Below are 17,682 nucleotides of genomic sequence, written 5' to 3'. Positions count from 1 at the left end.
CTATTAACCCTTAAATTTAATTGGCAAGTGAACAACCTTTTTAGTTTCAAAGAAATCTTCATCAAAATAATCTGAAATATTGTAGATTTCTGCTGTTTTATAATCTTGAAGTTCTTCAGACAAATCACCACCTTTTAAATATAGTATGCCATTTTTTAAATCGTGGTTTTGTTTTTTGGCAACTTTTCCTTTTATCCAATGAACAAACGTTGGCATAGCAGCTACAGCACGACTTATTATAAAATCATAAGTATCGTTAACGTCCTCTACACGCGAATGAGAGGTTTTTACATTTTCCAATCCTAGTCCTTCAACAACTTCATTGACAACTTTTAACTTTTTAGCTATACTATCTACTAAATGAAAAGAACATTGGGGAAATAAAATGGCTAACGGAATTCCCGGAAAGCCACCACCCGTTCCAACATCCATGATTTTAGTTTCAGGTTTAAATTCAATAATCTTGGCGATGGCTAATGAATGTAAAACATGACGTAAATACAACTCATCAATATCCTTTCTAGACACCACATTAATCTTCAAATTCCAATCTTGATAGAGAGACTCTAATTGCTTGAATTTCAATACCTGATCGTCTGTTAAATTTGGAAAATATTTCAGAATAAGCTCCATTTTATTGAATTTTCAACAAAAGTAACCATTTTTTGTGCATATTTTTATGAAAACTTTATAGAAGAGGATACAGATAATGGTTATCTTTGGAGATTATAAAATTATTTTATTTTTCATAATTTTATTTTTATTTAATAGCAATAATATGACTCAACAAACAGTATCTTTTTCAAGAAAAGATCCAGCAAATTTTTTTAGAACGCTTAACAAGCGTGTCAATAATTATTTTAAAGAAAATGACATAAAGAAAACCGGAAACTGGAAATTGTATGCAAAGGCCATATTTATGTTTACCTTGCTTTTAGGTCCTTTTGTATTACTACTAACGGTTAACCTACCTGTTTGGTTACAAATTATTTCAATGGTTATTATTGGTGTAGGAATAGCAGGTGTTGGTATGAATGTTATGCATGATGCTAATCACGGTTCTTTTTCAAGCAAGAAATGGGTAAATAAATTAATGGGTAGTAGTATCCATATTTTAGCTGGTAATGATTATAATTGGAAAGTGCAACACAACGTCTTGCATCACACATATACAAATATCCAAGGACATGATGAAGATATAGATGCTGGAAGAATTATTCGCTTTTCAAAACATGCAAAATGGTTTAAAATTCATAAGTACCAAAAATATTACGCTTTCTTTTTATATGGTTTCTTGACTGTCAATTGGGCATTAACAACCGATTTTAAACAAACCTATCAATATCTTAAACGAAAATTATCTTATGGTGATTTCCCTAGTCCTGCTACGCAATGGACTAAGCTAATTATTGGAAAAATAATTTATTATTCCATTTGGGTAGTTTTACCGTTAATGTTAGGTTATGCTTGGTGGCAAGTACTGATTGGGTTCTTTATCATGCATTATACAGCAGGAATAATTTTGAGTGTTATTTTTCAGTTAGCTCACGTTATGCCAAATACTGAAATGCCTTTACCTGATGAAAATGGTAGCATGAAAAACACATGGGCTATACATCAATTGTTTACAACATCTAATTTTTCTCCTAAAAGCTGGATTGTTGAGTTTTACACAGGTGGATTAAACAGACAAGTAGAGCATCACTTATTTTCAAATATTAGCCATGTACATTATAGAGATATTGCTAAAATTGTAAAAGAAACGGCAAATGAATTTAGCTTACCTTACAACGAATACAATTCTATTTGGAAAGCCATCGCAGAACATTACCAGCAATTAAAAACACTTGGTCATAAACCGAGTATGGCCTAATTTTTATAATGTCAGAAACAGCAATTACAAAAAGTTCACTTTCAGACAGAGTACTGAACATGTCCACATCTGCCACTTTAGCTATGGCAGCAAAAGCTCGTGAATTACGAGCTGAAGGCAAAGATATAATAGGCTTGAGTTTAGGCGAGCCTGATTTTAACACACCTGATTACATTAAAGAAGCAGCCATACAGGCCATTCATGATGATTACAATGCCTACACACCAGTAGATGGTTATGTGGAGCTAAAAGAAGCCATCATTACGAAGTTTAGACGAGACAATAATCTTAATTATACGTTACCACAAATTGTGGTATCTACAGGAGCAAAACAAGCCTTATATAATGTTGCTCAAGTAATGCTTAATCCTGGGGATGAAGTTATTTTACCTTGCCCTTACTGGGTAAGCTATGCTGATATTGTTAAGCTAGCCGAAGGTGTGCCAGTGGAAGTTCAAACAAGTATTGCGACTGATTTTAAAATCACAGCTGAACAGCTAGAAGCTGCTATCACACCAAAAACTAAAATGCTCTGGTATAGTTCGCCATGCAATCCTAGTGGTTCATTATACAGTAAAGAAGAACTGCGTGCTTTAGCTGATGTACTTAAAAAACATCCAGATATTTATGTGGTTTCAGATGAAATCTATGAACATATTAATTTCACTGAAAAAGGCCACACAAGTATGGCTGAATTTAGTGATATGTACAACCGAACGATTACCATAAACGGTGTTTCAAAAGCATTCGCAATGACAGGATGGCGTATTGGCTATATTGGCGCTCCAGAAACAATAGCTAGAGCTTGTAATAAAATGCAAGGTCAGGTAACTAGTGGTGCAAATTGTATTGCGCAACGCGCTGTAATTACAGCTTTAAATGAATCGCCTTCTCGAGTTGACTACATGATACAGGAATTTAAAACCCGTCGTGATTTAGTTCTAAAACTGCTAGATGATGTGCCTGGGTTTATAACCAACACACCTGAAGGTGCATTTTATGTATTTCCTAATATTTCTGCTTTCTTTGGAAAAACTTTAAGAGGAAAAACGATTAACAATGCCACGGATTTCTCATTATATTTGCTAGAAGAAGCTTTAGTTGCTACCGTAACAGGTGACGCTTTTGGTAATCCTGATTGTATTCGCATTTCTTATGCAGCAAGCCAAGAACAAATTGTTGAAGCTATAAAGCGGATAAAAAGAGCTGTCAGCTAAAAATAATTTACACGTATCTAAATTCTTATCTAGTCCGTTTATCAATCAGACAGCTACTTTTTTCTACTATTTTGTCTGCATACTTTTTAATAGAAATATATAAATACTGATAAAATAAGCGACATTATTAATCCAAATAATATTAGTATTTTTCTTCTTTTACTGCGTTGCTCTTTTTGTAAACGTTCTCTTATTTCACGCAGTACTTGCGGTGAAGCTTCACCTATTTTAAATTCAGTGTCTGTAGTTTTATAACCTGTTAAAGAGTGTTTTTTATTTCTTATTTCAGATAACATATTCTTGTTATTTTTAAGAATAGTTATCATTGATTGAGCAGATCCTCCAAATCCCATATTCATCAATTTTAAAATATTATCCGTTGTAATTTCAGTGAAGTATTATCAACAAAAAAAGTTGTTGATTACTATAAAATCATGTGGTGTTATGAGGAAATCCAATTAACACACAGTAAAAGTTCAATAAGCACTTATACTATATATGTAGATAAAATTTAAAAAATGTTACAGGAATATATTCAGATAACGATGATTAGATGAAAAACACCAAGAATGCAGTCAAAAATAGCGCTATCTTCAAAGTAAAGTCAACATTAGATTCTGTATTGTAAAAACGACTTTTTATGTTTTGCCTTTTACCAAAAAGGGTATGATCAGAATAATTTAAGCTGTCAATTGAAGTACAGGCTTTATAATTTGACGTTAAAAATCCCATAGGTTTATTATGAATAATTTCATGCTCGCTTATGGAAAGCGACTCTATTTCTTGATTTGTTAAAACTAATTCCATGATTTTGGTTTTTAAATTGGTTACATAATTAAGACGAGCCATTTTAAAAATTGTTACAACAATCAAAAAATTAATTTACTAGCGATTCCTCCAAAAGAATGGCGTCAATAATATGAGTACTGTGAATAGTTCCAACCTTCCAATTAACATTAAGAAGGCGCTCCACCATTTTCCTAAAGCCGGTAATGCCGCATAATTATTTACAGGTCCAAAATCACCCAATGCAGGACCAACGTTACCCAAACTCGAAGCAGCCAAACCAATAGCTGATTGAAAATCAATATTAAACATTGAAAAAACTAAAGCACCAACAATAAAAGATAACATATAGAGAATAAAGAATGCTAGTATATTGAAGACAATATCTCCGGAAACCGATTTGGTATTATAGCGTACGGGAAGTATAGCATTTGGATGTAATGAGCGCCTAAATTCTACAAATCCATTTTTTATCATCAATAAATGTCTTACTACTTTTACACCACCTGAAGTACTTCCTGCCGAACCACCCAAAAACATCAATCCAAAGAAAAACACAACCAAGAATGGTGTCCAAAGCGTGTAATCGGCCGTCACAAAACCAGTTGTTGTTACAATTGCCAATACTTGAAAAAGCGCATGCCTAAATGCACTCTCGCCAGCTCCAAAAATCATAGGATGAGAAATTGAAGACAAGGTTGGATCTGACTTAAAATAAATTATCAACGATGCTATAATTGTAAAAACCAATATAAATTTGAAGTACAATTTAAACTCTTCATCTCGGATAATTTTTTGCACTTTTCCTTTAAAAGCAAAATAGCTTAAAACGAAGTTTGTTCCCGCCAAAAACATAAATACTATGATAATGTACTGAATGATTGGCTGGTCATTCCAATGTGCTACACTCGCATTTTTAGTTGAAAAACCACCAGTAGACAAAGTACTCATAGCATGATTAATAGCATCAAAAAATGACATTCCTGCTACTTTTAACAATATGGTTTCAACAGCTGTATACCCGAAATATATTAACCATAAGCGTTTAGCTGTATCGGTAATCCTGGGATGGAGTTTATCAGCACTTGGACCAGGCGCTTCAGCAGCAAATAACTGCATGCCACCAATTCCTAAAAGCGGTAATATGGCAACTGCGAGAACTATAATTCCCATACCTCCTATCCAGTGCGTTAAACTTCGCCAAAACAATACACCGTAAGGAACAGCTTCTATATCATCCAAAATGGAAGCACCAGTTGTTGTGTAACCTGACATAGTCTCAAAAAATGCATTGGTAAACTCTGGAATGGCACCTGTTAAAACATATGGCAGCGTGCCTGATAAAGCCATAATAATCCACCCAAAGGTAACAACGACATAGCCTTCACGTTTGTTCATTTCTTTTCTATGATCTCTAGTTTTGAACATAAGAAATGCACCAATGGCTATAATAATGATTCCTCCTAACAATAGATTATTAGTTACACCATCCTTATAAATAAAGCTTACTAATGCAGATAATAGAATGAAACCACCGTTGAACAGTAGTAATAATCCAAAAAAATGAAAAATGATTTTGTAATTAAGCTTCATATTATAAAAAGAGCTTTTCTACCTCAACAATTGATCGCGGCAAGCCACAAATAACAACCCGATCACCTTCTTGTATTTTAAAATCTCCTAAAGCAATATAACCAATATCATCGCGAATAACACCACCAATGATAGCTGATCTTGGAAAACCAACATCCTTGATAAACTTATTACAAATTTTGGATGATGGTTTTACTTTGAACTCCAATAATTCAGCATCCATATTATTCAGCTTGGTCATGGCTACCACTTCGCCACGTCTTACATATCTAAAAATATTATTGGCAGCTAGTAGCTTTTTGTTTATCAGAGTATCAATACCTATGGATTGGGATAACTCAAAATAATCCATATTCTCAACAAGAGCTATTGTTTTTTTTACATTTTTTGATTTCGCAACTAGACTTGACATAATGTTGATTTCACTATTACCAGTAACAGCAATAAAGGCATCCATATCACTAATATTTTCTTCATCAAGTAAATCCACATTTCGTCCATCACCATTAATAACCAACACATTAGGTAATTCATCAGCTAAATCAAAGGCTCTATTTTTATCTTTTTCTATTAATTTGATGTTCAAGTTACTGTTTGCCAGATCGCGTGCTGTTTTGTATCCAATTTTACTACCGCCCAAAATCATAACATTCTTGATGTCAGTATTAATCTTACCAGTAATCTTACAGAGTTCTTCGGCACCACCTTCAGAGGTTATAAAAACCACATGATCACCTTCTTTCAACATCGTATCTCCTCTTGGGATAATAGTGTATTGTGTTCCAAAACGTTGAATGGCAATGGGTACAAAATGAATTTCAGGAAAAATTTGAGCAGCCTCTTTTACAGTTTTACCTGCAAAAGCCATCGTTCTAGAAAGATCCAATCCCACCATAGTCAAAGCGCCATCTTCAAAAGCATAGGTATCACTAAAGGCCGATTGATCTAATAATAATTTGATTTCAGATGCTGCTAACGCTTCAGGCGAAATCAATTCATCTATTCCAAACTTGGTAAAGCCAACCTCATCCTTATGATTTATGAATTCTGTATTTGATATTCTTGCAATGGTTCGTTTGGCACCCAATTGCTTTGCCAATACACAAACTGTAATATTAGTAGTTTCAGAAGAGGTAACTGCAATTACTAAATCACTTGTATTGACACGCGCATCCTTTAAAATAGAAATAGATGTTGCATCGCCTTTTATAACCTTGATATCAAGATGATTATCTGCATAGAGCAAACTATCTTTATTCGTATCTATAAGTGTGATTTCTTGTGATTCAAAAGACAATAATTTTGCTAAATGAAATCCAACTTCACCAGCACCAGCAATAATTATTTTCATGTGTAGTATTACTAAAAAGTAGTACAAATATAAAGCAAAAATAACTATTGCCATATTAATTAAAGGTATTATAATAAATTACTAACTAGTTGCTTAATGCCTTGTTAATAGTTTATATTTGCGAAAAAAATACAGTTTGTCAAAAGTTAAACCATATAAGGATAGTGATCTTGGTAAGAAGGAACAAGTAGCTAAAATGTTTGATAATATTTCCGGAGATTACGATGGATTGAATCGTGTTATATCATTTGGAATTGATATATCTTGGCGAAAAAAAGTAGTTGCAATAGTTAGTGAGAAAAACCCAGAAAATATTCTTGATATTGCAACAGGAACAGGAGATTTAGCAATTAATCTTACTGAAACCAATGCCAAAACCATTATTGGGTTAGATATTAGTAGTGGCATGCTCGAGATTGGAAAACAAAAAATCAGAAAAAAAGGGTTAGAAAATACAGTAGAATTGGTTTTGGGTGATTCCGAAAACATGCCTTTTGAAGATAATTATTTTGACGCCATCACTGTAGCATTTGGCATCCGTAATTTTGAAACTCTTGAAAAAGGACTAGCTGAAATTTATCGTGTTCTTAAACCTGGTGGTACGTTTGTAATACTTGAAACATCAATACCTACAAAAACACCTTACAAACAGGGTTATAATTTCTACACAAAAAATATTTTACCTATAATTGGCAAAGTATTTTCTAAAGACAAAAGTGCTTACAAATATTTATGTGAATCTGCATCTGTTTTTCCTTATGGTGAAGCTATGAACAATATTTTACGTAAAATTGGGTTTATTAATGTTAATGATTTGCCACAAACTTTTGGTGTGGCAACTATTTATACATCATCTAAATAAAACTATGAAGAATATATTTGTTCTACTTGTATTTATATTAACCTTTCAGTCGGTTTCTGCCCAGCTCTTTTCAAAAGAAAAGATTAGAAATCTCGATAATGAAGATAAGAAATTTTTAAGCTACGGCTACTTTTTAGGGTTTAATAGCTACGATTTCAATTTTGATTACAACGAAGATAAAGCCGATATTCTTGTCCAAAAAGGAACAGGATTTAATGTGGGATTAATTGGTAATATGAGAATTCATGAACATATTGATTTGCGCTTGGAACCAGGTCTATATATTTCTACTCGAAATTTAGAATATGATGAGAGTTATTTTAATGGTGTTGAAGATTTTACAGATTCTGACCTTAAAAGGGAAGTACAATCAACCTATATTCATGTGCCTTTGTTATTGAAATTCTCTACCAAACGCCTCAATAACTTTAAACCGTTTGTGGTTGGTGGCGTTTCTACTGCGCTTAATTTATCTAGTAATGAAAACAATCCTGACGACAATAGTTCAGGTCAATTTAGAACTAAAAGAAACATGTATTTTTATGAAATTGGTTTTGGTATTGATTTCTACTTACACTATTTCAAGTTCACACCTTCTATAAGAGGTGTATTTGCCATAAACGATGAATTGGTTCGAGACAAAGACCCTAATAGTCCGTGGACAGGAAACGTGAACAGTATGAAAACTAGAGGCGTTTTTATAAACTTCACATTTCAGTAATCTAAATTTTAACGCTTAAATTCACTTATTAAAATTGCAGCGGCAGTAGCTACATTTAAACTTTCGGTTTTTTGAATAGTACCAAATCTTGGAATAGCAATACGTTGATTAATTTTTTCTTCTATAGATTTAGAAATACCATTGGCCTCATTTCCCAGTACCAAAATCCCTTTTTTAGGTAATTTTTCTTGATATACATTATTCCCTTCCATAAAGGCTCCAAAAATTGGCAAAGACGTTTTTTCTAAAAAGGCATCTAAATTTAAATACGTAATATTTACTCTGGTTAATGATCCCATTGTAGCCTGAATCACTTTAGGATTATACGCATCGACTGTTGTTTCACTGCAAATCAAATCAGGAATACCAAACCAATCACATAGCCTGATAATAGTACCTAAATTGCCTGGGTCTCTTACTGCGTCCAAAACTACAACAAGGTTATTAAAATCAATTACATGGCTATTTGGGATTTTAAAAAGTGCCAAAGCCTGATTAGGTGATTTTAAAAAACTTATTTTTTTTAATTCTTGATCAGTAATTAAAGTTTCAAATTTGGCATCAATATTGAACGGTTTTACCGTAAATAACTGAACTAATTCAAATGGAGCATTTAAAAACTCTTTAATTGTTTTAATCCCTTCAGCCACAAAGAGCCCATGCTCTTGCCTGAACTTTTTATGTTTTAAACTTGTTATTAATTTTATTTGATTTTTTGAAAGCATATAACTTATCTTACTTTTTTACAGTAGAAAAACAATTAAAAAAAATTGAAAATAGCTCATACAAAGCTTTGATGATAAACTATCTTTTTTAATAGAAATAATGTACTTTTGAATCATATATTTAGTAAGCATTTTAAATAAAACTAATACCTTTTTACAATTATCAGACTAAAATACTTTTAATTTATTTGTACTTGAAAATAGACATCAATAAAATAGCACTAAATATAACTATAGCTTTGCTTTTGGCATCCTGTAATTCTATTAAGCGCGTAGCTGATGATGAGCATCTACTTACTAATAACACTATTTACGTTAACGACAAAGTTAATAAAACTGAAACCATAAATAACCTCCTCTATCAAAAGGATAACAGAAAATTTTTGGGCTTTCCGTTTAGACTACATATCTATAATTTAGCTAGACCTAATATAGACTCCATAGTTAATAGTAATATTGATAAGAAGCCTAAAAAAAGAGAACGATTAGAAAAGTTTTTATCAAAAAAACAATTGGACAAATATGTTGAATCGCGCATAGGATTCAATAATTGGCTAAAAAAAACAGGAGAAGCACCTGTGATTTTAGATGATTCTAAAGTTGAGCGCTCAATAAGGCGATTGGAAGCCTACTATTTTCATAATGGCTGGTTCAATGCAAAAGCCACATCAAAAATCACGCGAAACGATAATCAAAGAGCGACCGTTGATTACCAAGTAGCAACAGGTGAACCCTATATTGTTGACTCCTTGTCAACAAAAATAGATTCTCGTGTTGTTGACTCGCTTTATTTAGTCTCCAAAGGCAAATCGTATATCAAACTAAACAAACAATATAAAACAGCTACTTTTGAAAAAGAAAAAGACCGCTTAACCAACTATTTCAGAAACAATGGTGTTTATCATTTTAGTGAAGATTATGTCTATTTTGAAATGGACACCATCGACACAAATAAAAAAGTAAAAGTAGATTTACAAATTCAAAATAGGTTAATAAAAATTGATGACTCTTCAAGACGAGAACCTTTCAATATTTACAAAATAAAAGAAGTCAATATATTTACCGACTATTCATATTTAGACCGTAATAAAACTCAAAAAGATTCCACCAGTTACGAGGGTTATAATCTGTACAGCAATGATGAATTACGGTTCAAACCCAAGGCTCTAACTGATGCTATATTCATTACACCAGGATCGGTTTTTAAGGATAGGGACCGAACCATGTCATACAGACATATTTCTGAACTGCGCACGTTTAAGTATCCTAACATTGAATATATTGAGAATCAAGACACCACGCTTACCGCCAATGTGTACTTAACTCCTTTAAAGAAGTTTAGTTTAAGTTTTGGCGCTGAAGTTTCACAGAGCAATATCCAACAAATTGGATTGTCCTTCAATCCTTCCATTTTAATGAGAAATGTATTTGGAGGAGCCGAAACTTTAGAATTAACAGCATTTGGAAGTATTGGAGCTTCTAAAGACGCTGCCAATGATGAAGATCGATTTTTTGATATTCAAGAATGGGGTGCCGATTTAAAATTAACTATTCCAAGACTATTTTTTCCTTTTAATACTGAAAGTATCATTCCAAAAAGCATGTCTCCTTCTACACGTATTAGCATATCAAGTTCAAACCAAACTAATATTGGCCTTGATAAACGCACTTTTACAGGAGCGATTAATTATAAGTGGCGACCCAATGATAAAGTAACAAACCGATTTGATTTATTGAGTTCACAATATGTTAGAAATCTAAATCCTGACAATTATTTTAATGTTTATAGCACTTCGTTTACTACATTAAATGATATTGCACAAGACATTGGCTACATTGGACCAGATGATGAACTAGGAATCCCTGGTCAAGCCAACGAGTTTATTGATGAAGTATTAAGCAATAACCCACCACCTGGATTGACAGATGACGATATTCAAACCGTAAATTACATTGATGAAAGACAAACTCGACTTACTGAAAACAACTTAATCATATCCTCTAGCTTTAATTATGTGCGTGACAATAGATCAAGTCTTTTTGACGAAAGTTTTTCAATTTTCAGGGTTAAGCTAGAATCAGCAGGAAATGTATTATCATTAGCTTCAAGCGTTTTTAATTTAGAGAAAAATAATGATGGTAATTATGAAATTTTTAATGTTGCTTACTCCCAATATGTAAAACCAGAACTAGATTATATTAAACATTGGGATCTAGGCAATAAACGGGTATTGGCAATGAGGTCGTTTTTTGGAATAGCTATTCCATATGGGAATTCAAATAGTATCCCATTTTCAAAAAGTTTCTTTGCGGGTGGAACTAATGACAATAGAGCTTGGACAGCATATAGTTTAGGACCCGGAAGTTCTGATAGTAATGATGAATTTAATGAAGCTAACCTTAAAATAGCCTTGAATTTAGAATACCGCTTTAATATTTTTGAAAGTCTGCATGGTGCCCTTTTTGCTGATGCTGGAAATATCTGGAATGTATTGGACAATGTTGAAGATGAAAGTGCCACTTTCACTGATTTTAGCTCACTAGAAGACATTGCTCTAGGCACAGGTTTTGGCTTAAGGTATGATTTTGGCTTTGTTGTTTTTCGTTTTGACATAGGGTTTAAAACCTATGACCCCTCTTATCAAAATTCAAATAGATGGTTTAATGATTACAACTTCAAGAGTGCTGTTTATAACATTGGTATCAATTACCCTTTTTAAGCTGTTTTATTTTATTATTTTTGTTATTCAAAATTTTTAAAATATGTCTCACAATATTAAAGCTGGTGTCGCCACTGGCCACGAAGTTCAAGAAATATTTAAACTTGCCAAAGAAAAAGGGTTTGCCCTACCTGCTGTTAACGTAGTAGGATCAAACAGTATCAATGGTGTTTTAGAAACCGCCAGAGATTTAAATGCACCTGTTATTATTCAGTTTTCTAATGGAGGTGGTGTTTTTAATGCAGGTAAAGGATTGAGTAATGAAAACCAAAAGGCAGCCATTGCTGGTAGCATTGCTGGCGCCAAACATGTTCACTTAATGGCTGAAGCTTATGGTGTACCTGTCATCTTACATACTGATCATTGTGCTAAAAAATTGCTGCCATGGATAGATGGTTTATTGGAAGCTAGTGAAAAACAGTTTGCCGAAACTGGAAAGCCGCTTTACAGTTCACATATGATAGATTTAAGTGAGGAACCTATCGAAGAAAATATTGAAATCTGTAAACAATATCTATCAAGAATGAGTAAAATGGGGATGACCCTTGAAATTGAATTAGGTATAACAGGCGGTGAAGAAGATGGCGTTGACAATACGGATGTTGACGATTCTAAATTATACACGCAACCTGAAGAAGTAGCATATGCCTATGAAGAATTAAGTAAGGTAAGTGACCAATTCACAATCGCTGCTGCATTTGGAAATGTTCACGGTGTTTACAAACCTGGAAATGTTAAGCTAACACCTAAAATACTAAAGAATTCCCAAGAATATGTGAGTAAAAAATTTGGTTTGAAACACAACCACATAGATTTTGTTTTCCATGGTGGTTCAGGATCAACAGTTGAAGAAATTCGTGAAGCCATTGGTTATGGGGTTATAAAAATGAATATTGACACTGATATGCAATATGCCTTTATGAGTGGTGTCCGTGATTATATGAAAGAAAAGGAAGCCTATTTACAATCACAAATTGGCAACCCTGATGGTGATGACGTTCCTAATAAAAAGTATTATGACCCAAGAGTTTGGCTGCGAAAAGGCGAAAATACCTTTGTTGAAAGATTAAAAAAGGCTTTTGAAGACCTTAATAATGTAAATACTTTATAAATTTGCACCCTAACTAACAACTAAACAAAATAGTCATGGCTTGGTTTAAAAGAAAAGAGAAGGGGATTCAAACCTCAACAGAACAGAAGAAAGATACACCGCGAGGTCTGTGGTATAAATCGCCAACAGGTAAAATAGTTGATGCTAAAGAACTTGAGCAAAATTACTTTGTTAGTCCAGAAGATGGTTACCACGTAAGAATAGGTAGTGAAGAATATTTCAGTATCCTTTTTGACGAAAACAAATACAAAGAATTAGACGCCAAACTAGAATCTAAAGACCCTTTAAAATTCGAGGACACAAAAAAATATCCAGACCGTTTAAAAGCAGCACAGGAAAAAACGAAACTAAAAGATGCTGTACGTTGTGCCGTTGGAAAATCTAAAGGCAAAGATTTGGTTGTAGCATGTATGGACTTTTCATTTATTGGTGGTTCAATGGGAAGTGTTGTGGGTGAAAAAATAGCACGTGCAGCCGATTATGCATTAAAGAAGAAAACTCCTTTTATGATTATCTCAAAATCAGGAGGGGCTCGTATGATGGAGGCAGCACTATCACTAATGCAATTAGCCAAAACATCTGTTAAATTAGCTCAATTAGCTGATGCTGGCATACCTTATATTTCATTGTGTACTGACCCAACAACTGGAGGTACGACAGCGTCGTTTGCCATGCTAGGAGATATCAATATATCAGAACCTGGTGCTTTAATTGGGTTTGCAGGCCCACGAGTGGTACGTGATACTACGGGACAGGAATTACCTGAAGGTTTCCAAACATCAGAGTTCTTATTAGAACATGGGTTTTTAGATTTCATTACTCATAGAAAAGACCTAAAAAAGAAAGTGAACTTGTATATTGATTTAATTACGAATCAACCCTTAAGAGAATAAAAAAAAGCGACCAAATGGTCGCTTTTTTTTTTATGTATTAAAACTTTTCAGTTTACTATCTTAAAATAATATCAATAGTATTACCATCATTAAACGTAAATGTTGCCAAATTATCACAAGCACCATCTCCAAAATCTAACAAACCGCCAAAATAAGTTCTTTCCACATCTACAGATCCTCCTACAAAGTGGTAGCATGTTACTTCACGACGTAGAGGTAAAATAACTTCATAAGCATGTGAGTTACCATTTCTAAAAGTTGCATTCCAATAGCCTGTTACTTCAAAAACATTGTCAGTAAATTCACCACTGCCAAAACCTTCAATCCATTCTCTTATTATTTGTCCTTCACGTGATGCCTCAACACCATTTGGCCAAATAACAGTTATATCAACAGTATGTGTAAATTGAGGATTGCCGTTAATATTTGACAATTCTCGCAAAATAGAATTACTTCCAATTACTTGCTTAGCATCAAAATAGAAATCATTCAGCACATAACCCAAAGTAACTTGCTGGGCTTGAGGATCACGTTCCCAATTGATAACTATTTCACCTCTATATCTATGACCTCTTATCATGCACCCATCAATTCCAAAATCAACAGTTAGTTCCCTAAAGTTTTGTTGTGCAACTAAAGTCAGTGTCACACAATCTGGCATTTTTGCCGTTGAAACAGACATTCCTCGAGCTTCAGAAGCTTCTTGGTTTTCATACGTTTCAATAATAAAATCTTCCAATGAGGCTGAAACTTCATCCATTTCAGCAGCTTGCATCACTTCAGATACATCTTGTTCTTGAGGAACAGGATCAGTTGTGTCATTTTCTGTACACCCAGTGAATGTCAGCCCTAAAACCACAAGAGCTAAAACCACCTTTGTTAAATTACATGTTTTCATCATTACTTCTTTATAGTTAATATAATGTTAAGACAACATAATAACGCAAAGGTTTAATGAAAATTACTTTTTTATTGACAATAATTATTTTGATGAAAACTTGTAAATGGTTAAAAATTACTATATTTGCCGCTTGAAAGAAAGGCTTTCATATACATAACAATCATTTACAATAATATTAGCATGTATTTAACAAAAGAAAAAAAAGAAGAGATTTTCTCAAAGTACGGTAAAGGTAAAAATGATACTGGTACTGCTGAAGCTCAAATTGCGTTGTTTACGCACCGAATTAATCATTTAACAGAACACTTAAAAATCAATCGTAAAGATTTTAATACAGAGCGTTCATTAGTAAAGTTGGTTGGTAAGCGTCGTGCTTTACTTGACTACTTAACTAAAAAAGATATCATGAGATATCGTGCAATTGTTAAAGAATTAGGATTAAGAAAATAATCACAATATAAGAGGCTTTTAGCCTCTTTTTTGTTTTAATATAACTCAAACGTAAGAGTATAACAATCGTAAATAAGAAGCTGGATCCTGAATTAAATTCAGGGCTAAAGGTTTTTCATTGGTCTCACAACAACTACACAACAACACAACGACCATTGTTTAACAGAATTTCGACGTGCAAATAAATGTATCGAAATTAGAATTAAAAAATTTATGATTCCACAAGTTTTTAAAGAGGTCATAGACCTTGGTGATGGTAGAGAAATCTCTATTGAAACCGGAAAATTAGCAAAACAAGCTCATGGTAGCGTTGTTGTGCAATCTGGAAAATGTATGTTATTATGTACAGTTGTTTCCAATTACAAACAAGCAGATGTTGACTTTCTACCCTTAACGGTAGATTATCGTGAAAAATTTGCAGCCGCTGGACGTTATCCAGGCGGTTTCTTTAAAAGAGAAGCAAGACCAAGTGACGGTGAAGTACTAACTATGCGTTTAGTAGACCGTGTTTTACGTCCGTTATTTCCAAAAGATTATCATTCTGAAACACAAGTTATGATTCAGTTAATGTCTCATGATGATGAAGTCATGCCAGATGCAATGGCTGGTTTAGCTGCATCTGCTGCTATTCAGTTATCAGACTTCCCTTTTGAGTGCCCAATTTCTGAAGCTAGAGTTGGTCGTGTGAATGGTGAGTTTATTATCAACCCAACACGTGCTCAATTAGAAGAATCTGACATTGATATGATGATTGGTGCTTCTGCCGATTCAGTAATGATGGTTGAGGGTGAAATGGATGAAATTTCTGAAGAAGAAATGACTGAAGCCATTAAGTTTGCTCACGAAGCTATTAAAATACAATGTGCTGCACAAGTTCGTCTTGCTGAAGCATTTGGCAAAAAAGAAGTTCGTGAATATGAGCCTGAACGTGAAGATGAAGATTTAGCTAAAAAAATTCATGATATGGCCTATGATAAAGTGTATGCTGTAGCAAAAGCTGGTTCAGCCAAACATGAAAGAGGCGCAGCTTTCGCAGAAATTAAAGAAGAAATAAAAGCCACTTTTTCTGAAGAAGAATTAGAAGATTTAGGAGGTTTAATTTCTAAATATTACAGTCAAGCCGAAAAAGCTGCTGTTCGTGATTTAACCTTAAACGAGGGGTTGCGATTAGATGGTCGTAAGACTGATGAGATTCGACCAATCTGGTGTGAAGTTGATTATTTACCATCAACTCATGGTTCAGCTATATTTACACGTGGAGAAACTCAAGCACTAGCAACTGTTACTTTAGGAACAAGTAGAGAAGCTAACCAAATAGATATGCCATCGTTTGAAGGCGAAGAGCGTTTTTACTTACACTATAACTTCCCTCCTTTTTCAACAGGTGAAGCTAGACCAATTCGTGGCACATCTCGTAGAGAAGTAGGACATGGTAATTTAGCGCAACGTGCTTTAAAAGGTATGGTTCCTGAAGATTGTCCTTATACAGTCCGTGTTGTATCAGAAGTGTTAGAATCTAATGGTTCCTCTTCAATGGCAACGGTGTGTTCGGGAACAATGGCATTAATGGATGCTGGTGTTCAATTAAAGAAGCCTGTTTCTGGTATCGCAATGGGATTAATTTCTGATGCCGATTCTGGAAAATATGCTGTACTATCTGATATCCTAGGTGATGAAGATCATTTAGGTGATATGGACTTTAAAGTAACTGGTACTGCCGATGGTATTACCGCTTGCCAAATGGATATTAAAGTAAAAGGATTATCATACGAGATTTTAGTGAATGCTTTAAAACAAGCGCGCGATGGTCGTTTACATATTCTTGAAAAATTAACAGACACAATTGCTGCACCAAATCCTGAAGTTAAAGAACACGCACCAACAATGGTTACAAGACGTATTCCTAACGAATTTATTGGAGCATTAATTGGTCCTGGTGGAAAAGTAATTCAAGAACTACAAAAAGAAACTGATACTACCATAGTTATTAATGAAGATCCGGTAACAGAAGAAGGTATTGTTGAAGTTCTTGGTGTTGGTAAAAAAGGTATTGAAGCTGTAATGGCGAAAATAGATTCGTTATTATTTAAACCAGAAGTTGGTAGTATATATGAAGTAAAAGTAATCAAGATGTTAGATTTTGGTGCTGTTGTTGAATATACTGAAGCTCCAGGAAACGAAGTGTTATTACACGTAAGTGAATTAGCTTGGGAACGCACAGAAAACGTATCTGATGTTGTAAATATGGGCGACGTTTTTGATGTGAAGTACTTTGGTTTAGATCCTAGAACTCGTAAAGAAAAAGTATCACGTAAAGCAATTTTACCTAAACCAGAAGGTTTTAAAGAAAGGCCTCCAAGAGATAATAACAAAGGTAATCGTGATAATCGCGGAAGAGACAACAGAGGTAGAGATAATCGTGGTCGCGATAACCGTCGTGACGATAGAAAACCTAGAGAAGATAAAAAGGACGATTAAT

At 33.7% G+C, this 17,682-nt stretch carries 16 protein-coding genes; 9 read left to right on the top strand and 7 right to left on the bottom strand.

What is annotated here, in order from left to right:
- Nucleotides 1-3: 3 nt before the first annotated feature.
- Nucleotides 4-633 (bottom strand): 16S rRNA (guanine(527)-N(7))-methyltransferase RsmG, encoded by a 630-nt coding sequence (gene rsmG / locus HGK31_RS05720; protein ID WP_191858851.1) that lies wholly within the window; start codon nucleotides 631-633, stop codon nucleotides 4-6.
- A gap of 145 nt (nucleotides 634-778) precedes the next feature.
- Between rsmG and HGK31_RS05715 the strand changes: the two genes are divergently transcribed.
- Nucleotides 779-1,873 (top strand): fatty acid desaturase family protein, encoded by a 1,095-nt coding sequence (locus HGK31_RS05715; protein WP_191858850.1) that lies wholly within the window; start codon nucleotides 779-781, stop codon nucleotides 1,871-1,873.
- A gap of 8 nt (nucleotides 1,874-1,881) precedes the next feature.
- Nucleotides 1,882-3,090, top strand: a complete 1,209-nt coding sequence (locus HGK31_RS05710) for a pyridoxal phosphate-dependent aminotransferase (protein WP_191858849.1) — start codon at nucleotides 1,882-1,884, stop codon at nucleotides 3,088-3,090.
- Nucleotides 3,091-3,176: 86 nt separating this feature from the next.
- Here HGK31_RS05710 and HGK31_RS05705 read toward each other — a convergent pair whose 3' ends face one another.
- The 4 genes from HGK31_RS05705 to trkA all read right to left on the bottom strand — a co-directional run bounded on the left by HGK31_RS05705 (nucleotide 3,177) and on the right by trkA (nucleotide 6,820).
- A complete protein-coding gene (locus HGK31_RS05705) occupies nucleotides 3,177-3,443 on the bottom strand; it encodes a hypothetical protein (RefSeq protein WP_191858848.1) in 267 nt (88 codons plus the stop codon).
- Between the two features lie 196 nt (nucleotides 3,444-3,639).
- Nucleotides 3,640-3,897, bottom strand: coding sequence for a hypothetical protein (locus HGK31_RS05700; protein ID WP_191858847.1), 258 nt, complete (start codon nucleotides 3,895-3,897; stop codon nucleotides 3,640-3,642).
- 78 nt (nucleotides 3,898-3,975) lie between these two features.
- Complete coding sequence (locus tag HGK31_RS05695; RefSeq protein ID WP_104735567.1) at nucleotides 3,976-5,469, bottom strand: TrkH family potassium uptake protein; 1,494 nt, start codon at nucleotides 5,467-5,469, stop codon at nucleotides 3,976-3,978.
- Nucleotide 5,470: 1 nt separating this feature from the next.
- Complete coding sequence (gene trkA, locus HGK31_RS05690; RefSeq protein WP_191858846.1) at nucleotides 5,471-6,820, bottom strand: Trk system potassium transporter TrkA; 1,350 nt, start codon at nucleotides 6,818-6,820, stop codon at nucleotides 5,471-5,473.
- 136 nt (nucleotides 6,821-6,956) lie between these two features.
- On the opposite strand from trkA, the gene ubiE reads away from it, so the two are divergent.
- Both ubiE and porT read left to right on the top strand, forming a co-directional pair.
- Nucleotides 6,957-7,682 (top strand): bifunctional demethylmenaquinone methyltransferase/2-methoxy-6-polyprenyl-1,4-benzoquinol methylase UbiE, encoded by a 726-nt coding sequence (ubiE, locus tag HGK31_RS05685; RefSeq protein ID WP_191858845.1) that lies wholly within the window; start codon nucleotides 6,957-6,959, stop codon nucleotides 7,680-7,682.
- Between the two features lie 4 nt (nucleotides 7,683-7,686).
- Nucleotides 7,687-8,403, top strand: a complete 717-nt coding sequence (gene porT, locus HGK31_RS05680) for a type IX secretion/gliding motility protein PorT/SprT (protein ID WP_191858844.1) — start codon at nucleotides 7,687-7,689, stop codon at nucleotides 8,401-8,403.
- Between the two features lie 8 nt (nucleotides 8,404-8,411).
- Here porT and HGK31_RS05675 read toward each other — a convergent pair whose 3' ends face one another.
- Nucleotides 8,412-9,128, bottom strand: a complete 717-nt coding sequence (locus HGK31_RS05675) for a TrmH family RNA methyltransferase (RefSeq protein WP_191858843.1) — start codon at nucleotides 9,126-9,128, stop codon at nucleotides 8,412-8,414.
- 194 nt (nucleotides 9,129-9,322) lie between these two features.
- On the opposite strand from HGK31_RS05675, the gene tamL reads away from it, so the two are divergent.
- The 3 genes from tamL to accD are packed head-to-tail and all read left to right on the top strand — an operon-like array spanning nucleotide 9,323 to nucleotide 13,852.
- Nucleotides 9,323-11,848, top strand: coding sequence for a translocation and assembly module lipoprotein TamL (tamL, locus tag HGK31_RS05670; RefSeq protein ID WP_191858842.1), 2,526 nt, complete (start codon nucleotides 9,323-9,325; stop codon nucleotides 11,846-11,848).
- A 43-nt stretch (nucleotides 11,849-11,891) separates the two neighbouring features.
- Nucleotides 11,892-12,959, top strand: a complete 1,068-nt coding sequence (gene fbaA, locus HGK31_RS05665; RefSeq protein WP_191858841.1) for a class II fructose-bisphosphate aldolase — start codon at nucleotides 11,892-11,894, stop codon at nucleotides 12,957-12,959.
- A 35-nt stretch (nucleotides 12,960-12,994) separates the two neighbouring features.
- A complete protein-coding gene (accD, locus tag HGK31_RS05660) occupies nucleotides 12,995-13,852 on the top strand; it encodes an acetyl-CoA carboxylase, carboxyltransferase subunit beta (protein WP_104735561.1) in 858 nt (285 codons plus the stop codon).
- A 55-nt stretch (nucleotides 13,853-13,907) separates the two neighbouring features.
- Here accD and HGK31_RS05655 read toward each other — a convergent pair whose 3' ends face one another.
- Nucleotides 13,908-14,753: a hypothetical protein gene (locus HGK31_RS05655; RefSeq protein ID WP_233450990.1), complete on the bottom strand. Its 846-nt coding sequence runs from the start codon at nucleotides 14,751-14,753 to the stop codon at nucleotides 13,908-13,910.
- A gap of 180 nt (nucleotides 14,754-14,933) precedes the next feature.
- Between HGK31_RS05655 and rpsO the strand changes: the two genes are divergently transcribed.
- Both rpsO and HGK31_RS05645 read left to right on the top strand, forming a co-directional pair.
- Nucleotides 14,934-15,203 carry a 30S ribosomal protein S15 gene (rpsO, locus tag HGK31_RS05650; protein WP_104735559.1) on the top strand — a complete coding sequence of 90 codons (270 nt, stop codon included), beginning with the start codon at nucleotides 14,934-14,936 and terminating at the stop codon, nucleotides 15,201-15,203.
- A 213-nt stretch (nucleotides 15,204-15,416) separates the two neighbouring features.
- Nucleotides 15,417-17,681, top strand: a complete 2,265-nt coding sequence (locus tag HGK31_RS05645) for a polyribonucleotide nucleotidyltransferase (protein ID WP_191858840.1) — start codon at nucleotides 15,417-15,419, stop codon at nucleotides 17,679-17,681.
- Nucleotide 17,682 lies beyond the last annotated feature (1 nt).

The sequence above is a fragment of the Hanstruepera ponticola genome (genome assembly GCF_012931685.1).
Classification (GTDB): domain Bacteria; phylum Bacteroidota; class Bacteroidia; order Flavobacteriales; family Flavobacteriaceae; genus Hanstruepera; species Hanstruepera ponticola.
The sequence above is the reverse complement of the archived record's forward strand: the minus strand, read 5'-3'. Positions and strand labels throughout refer to the sequence as shown.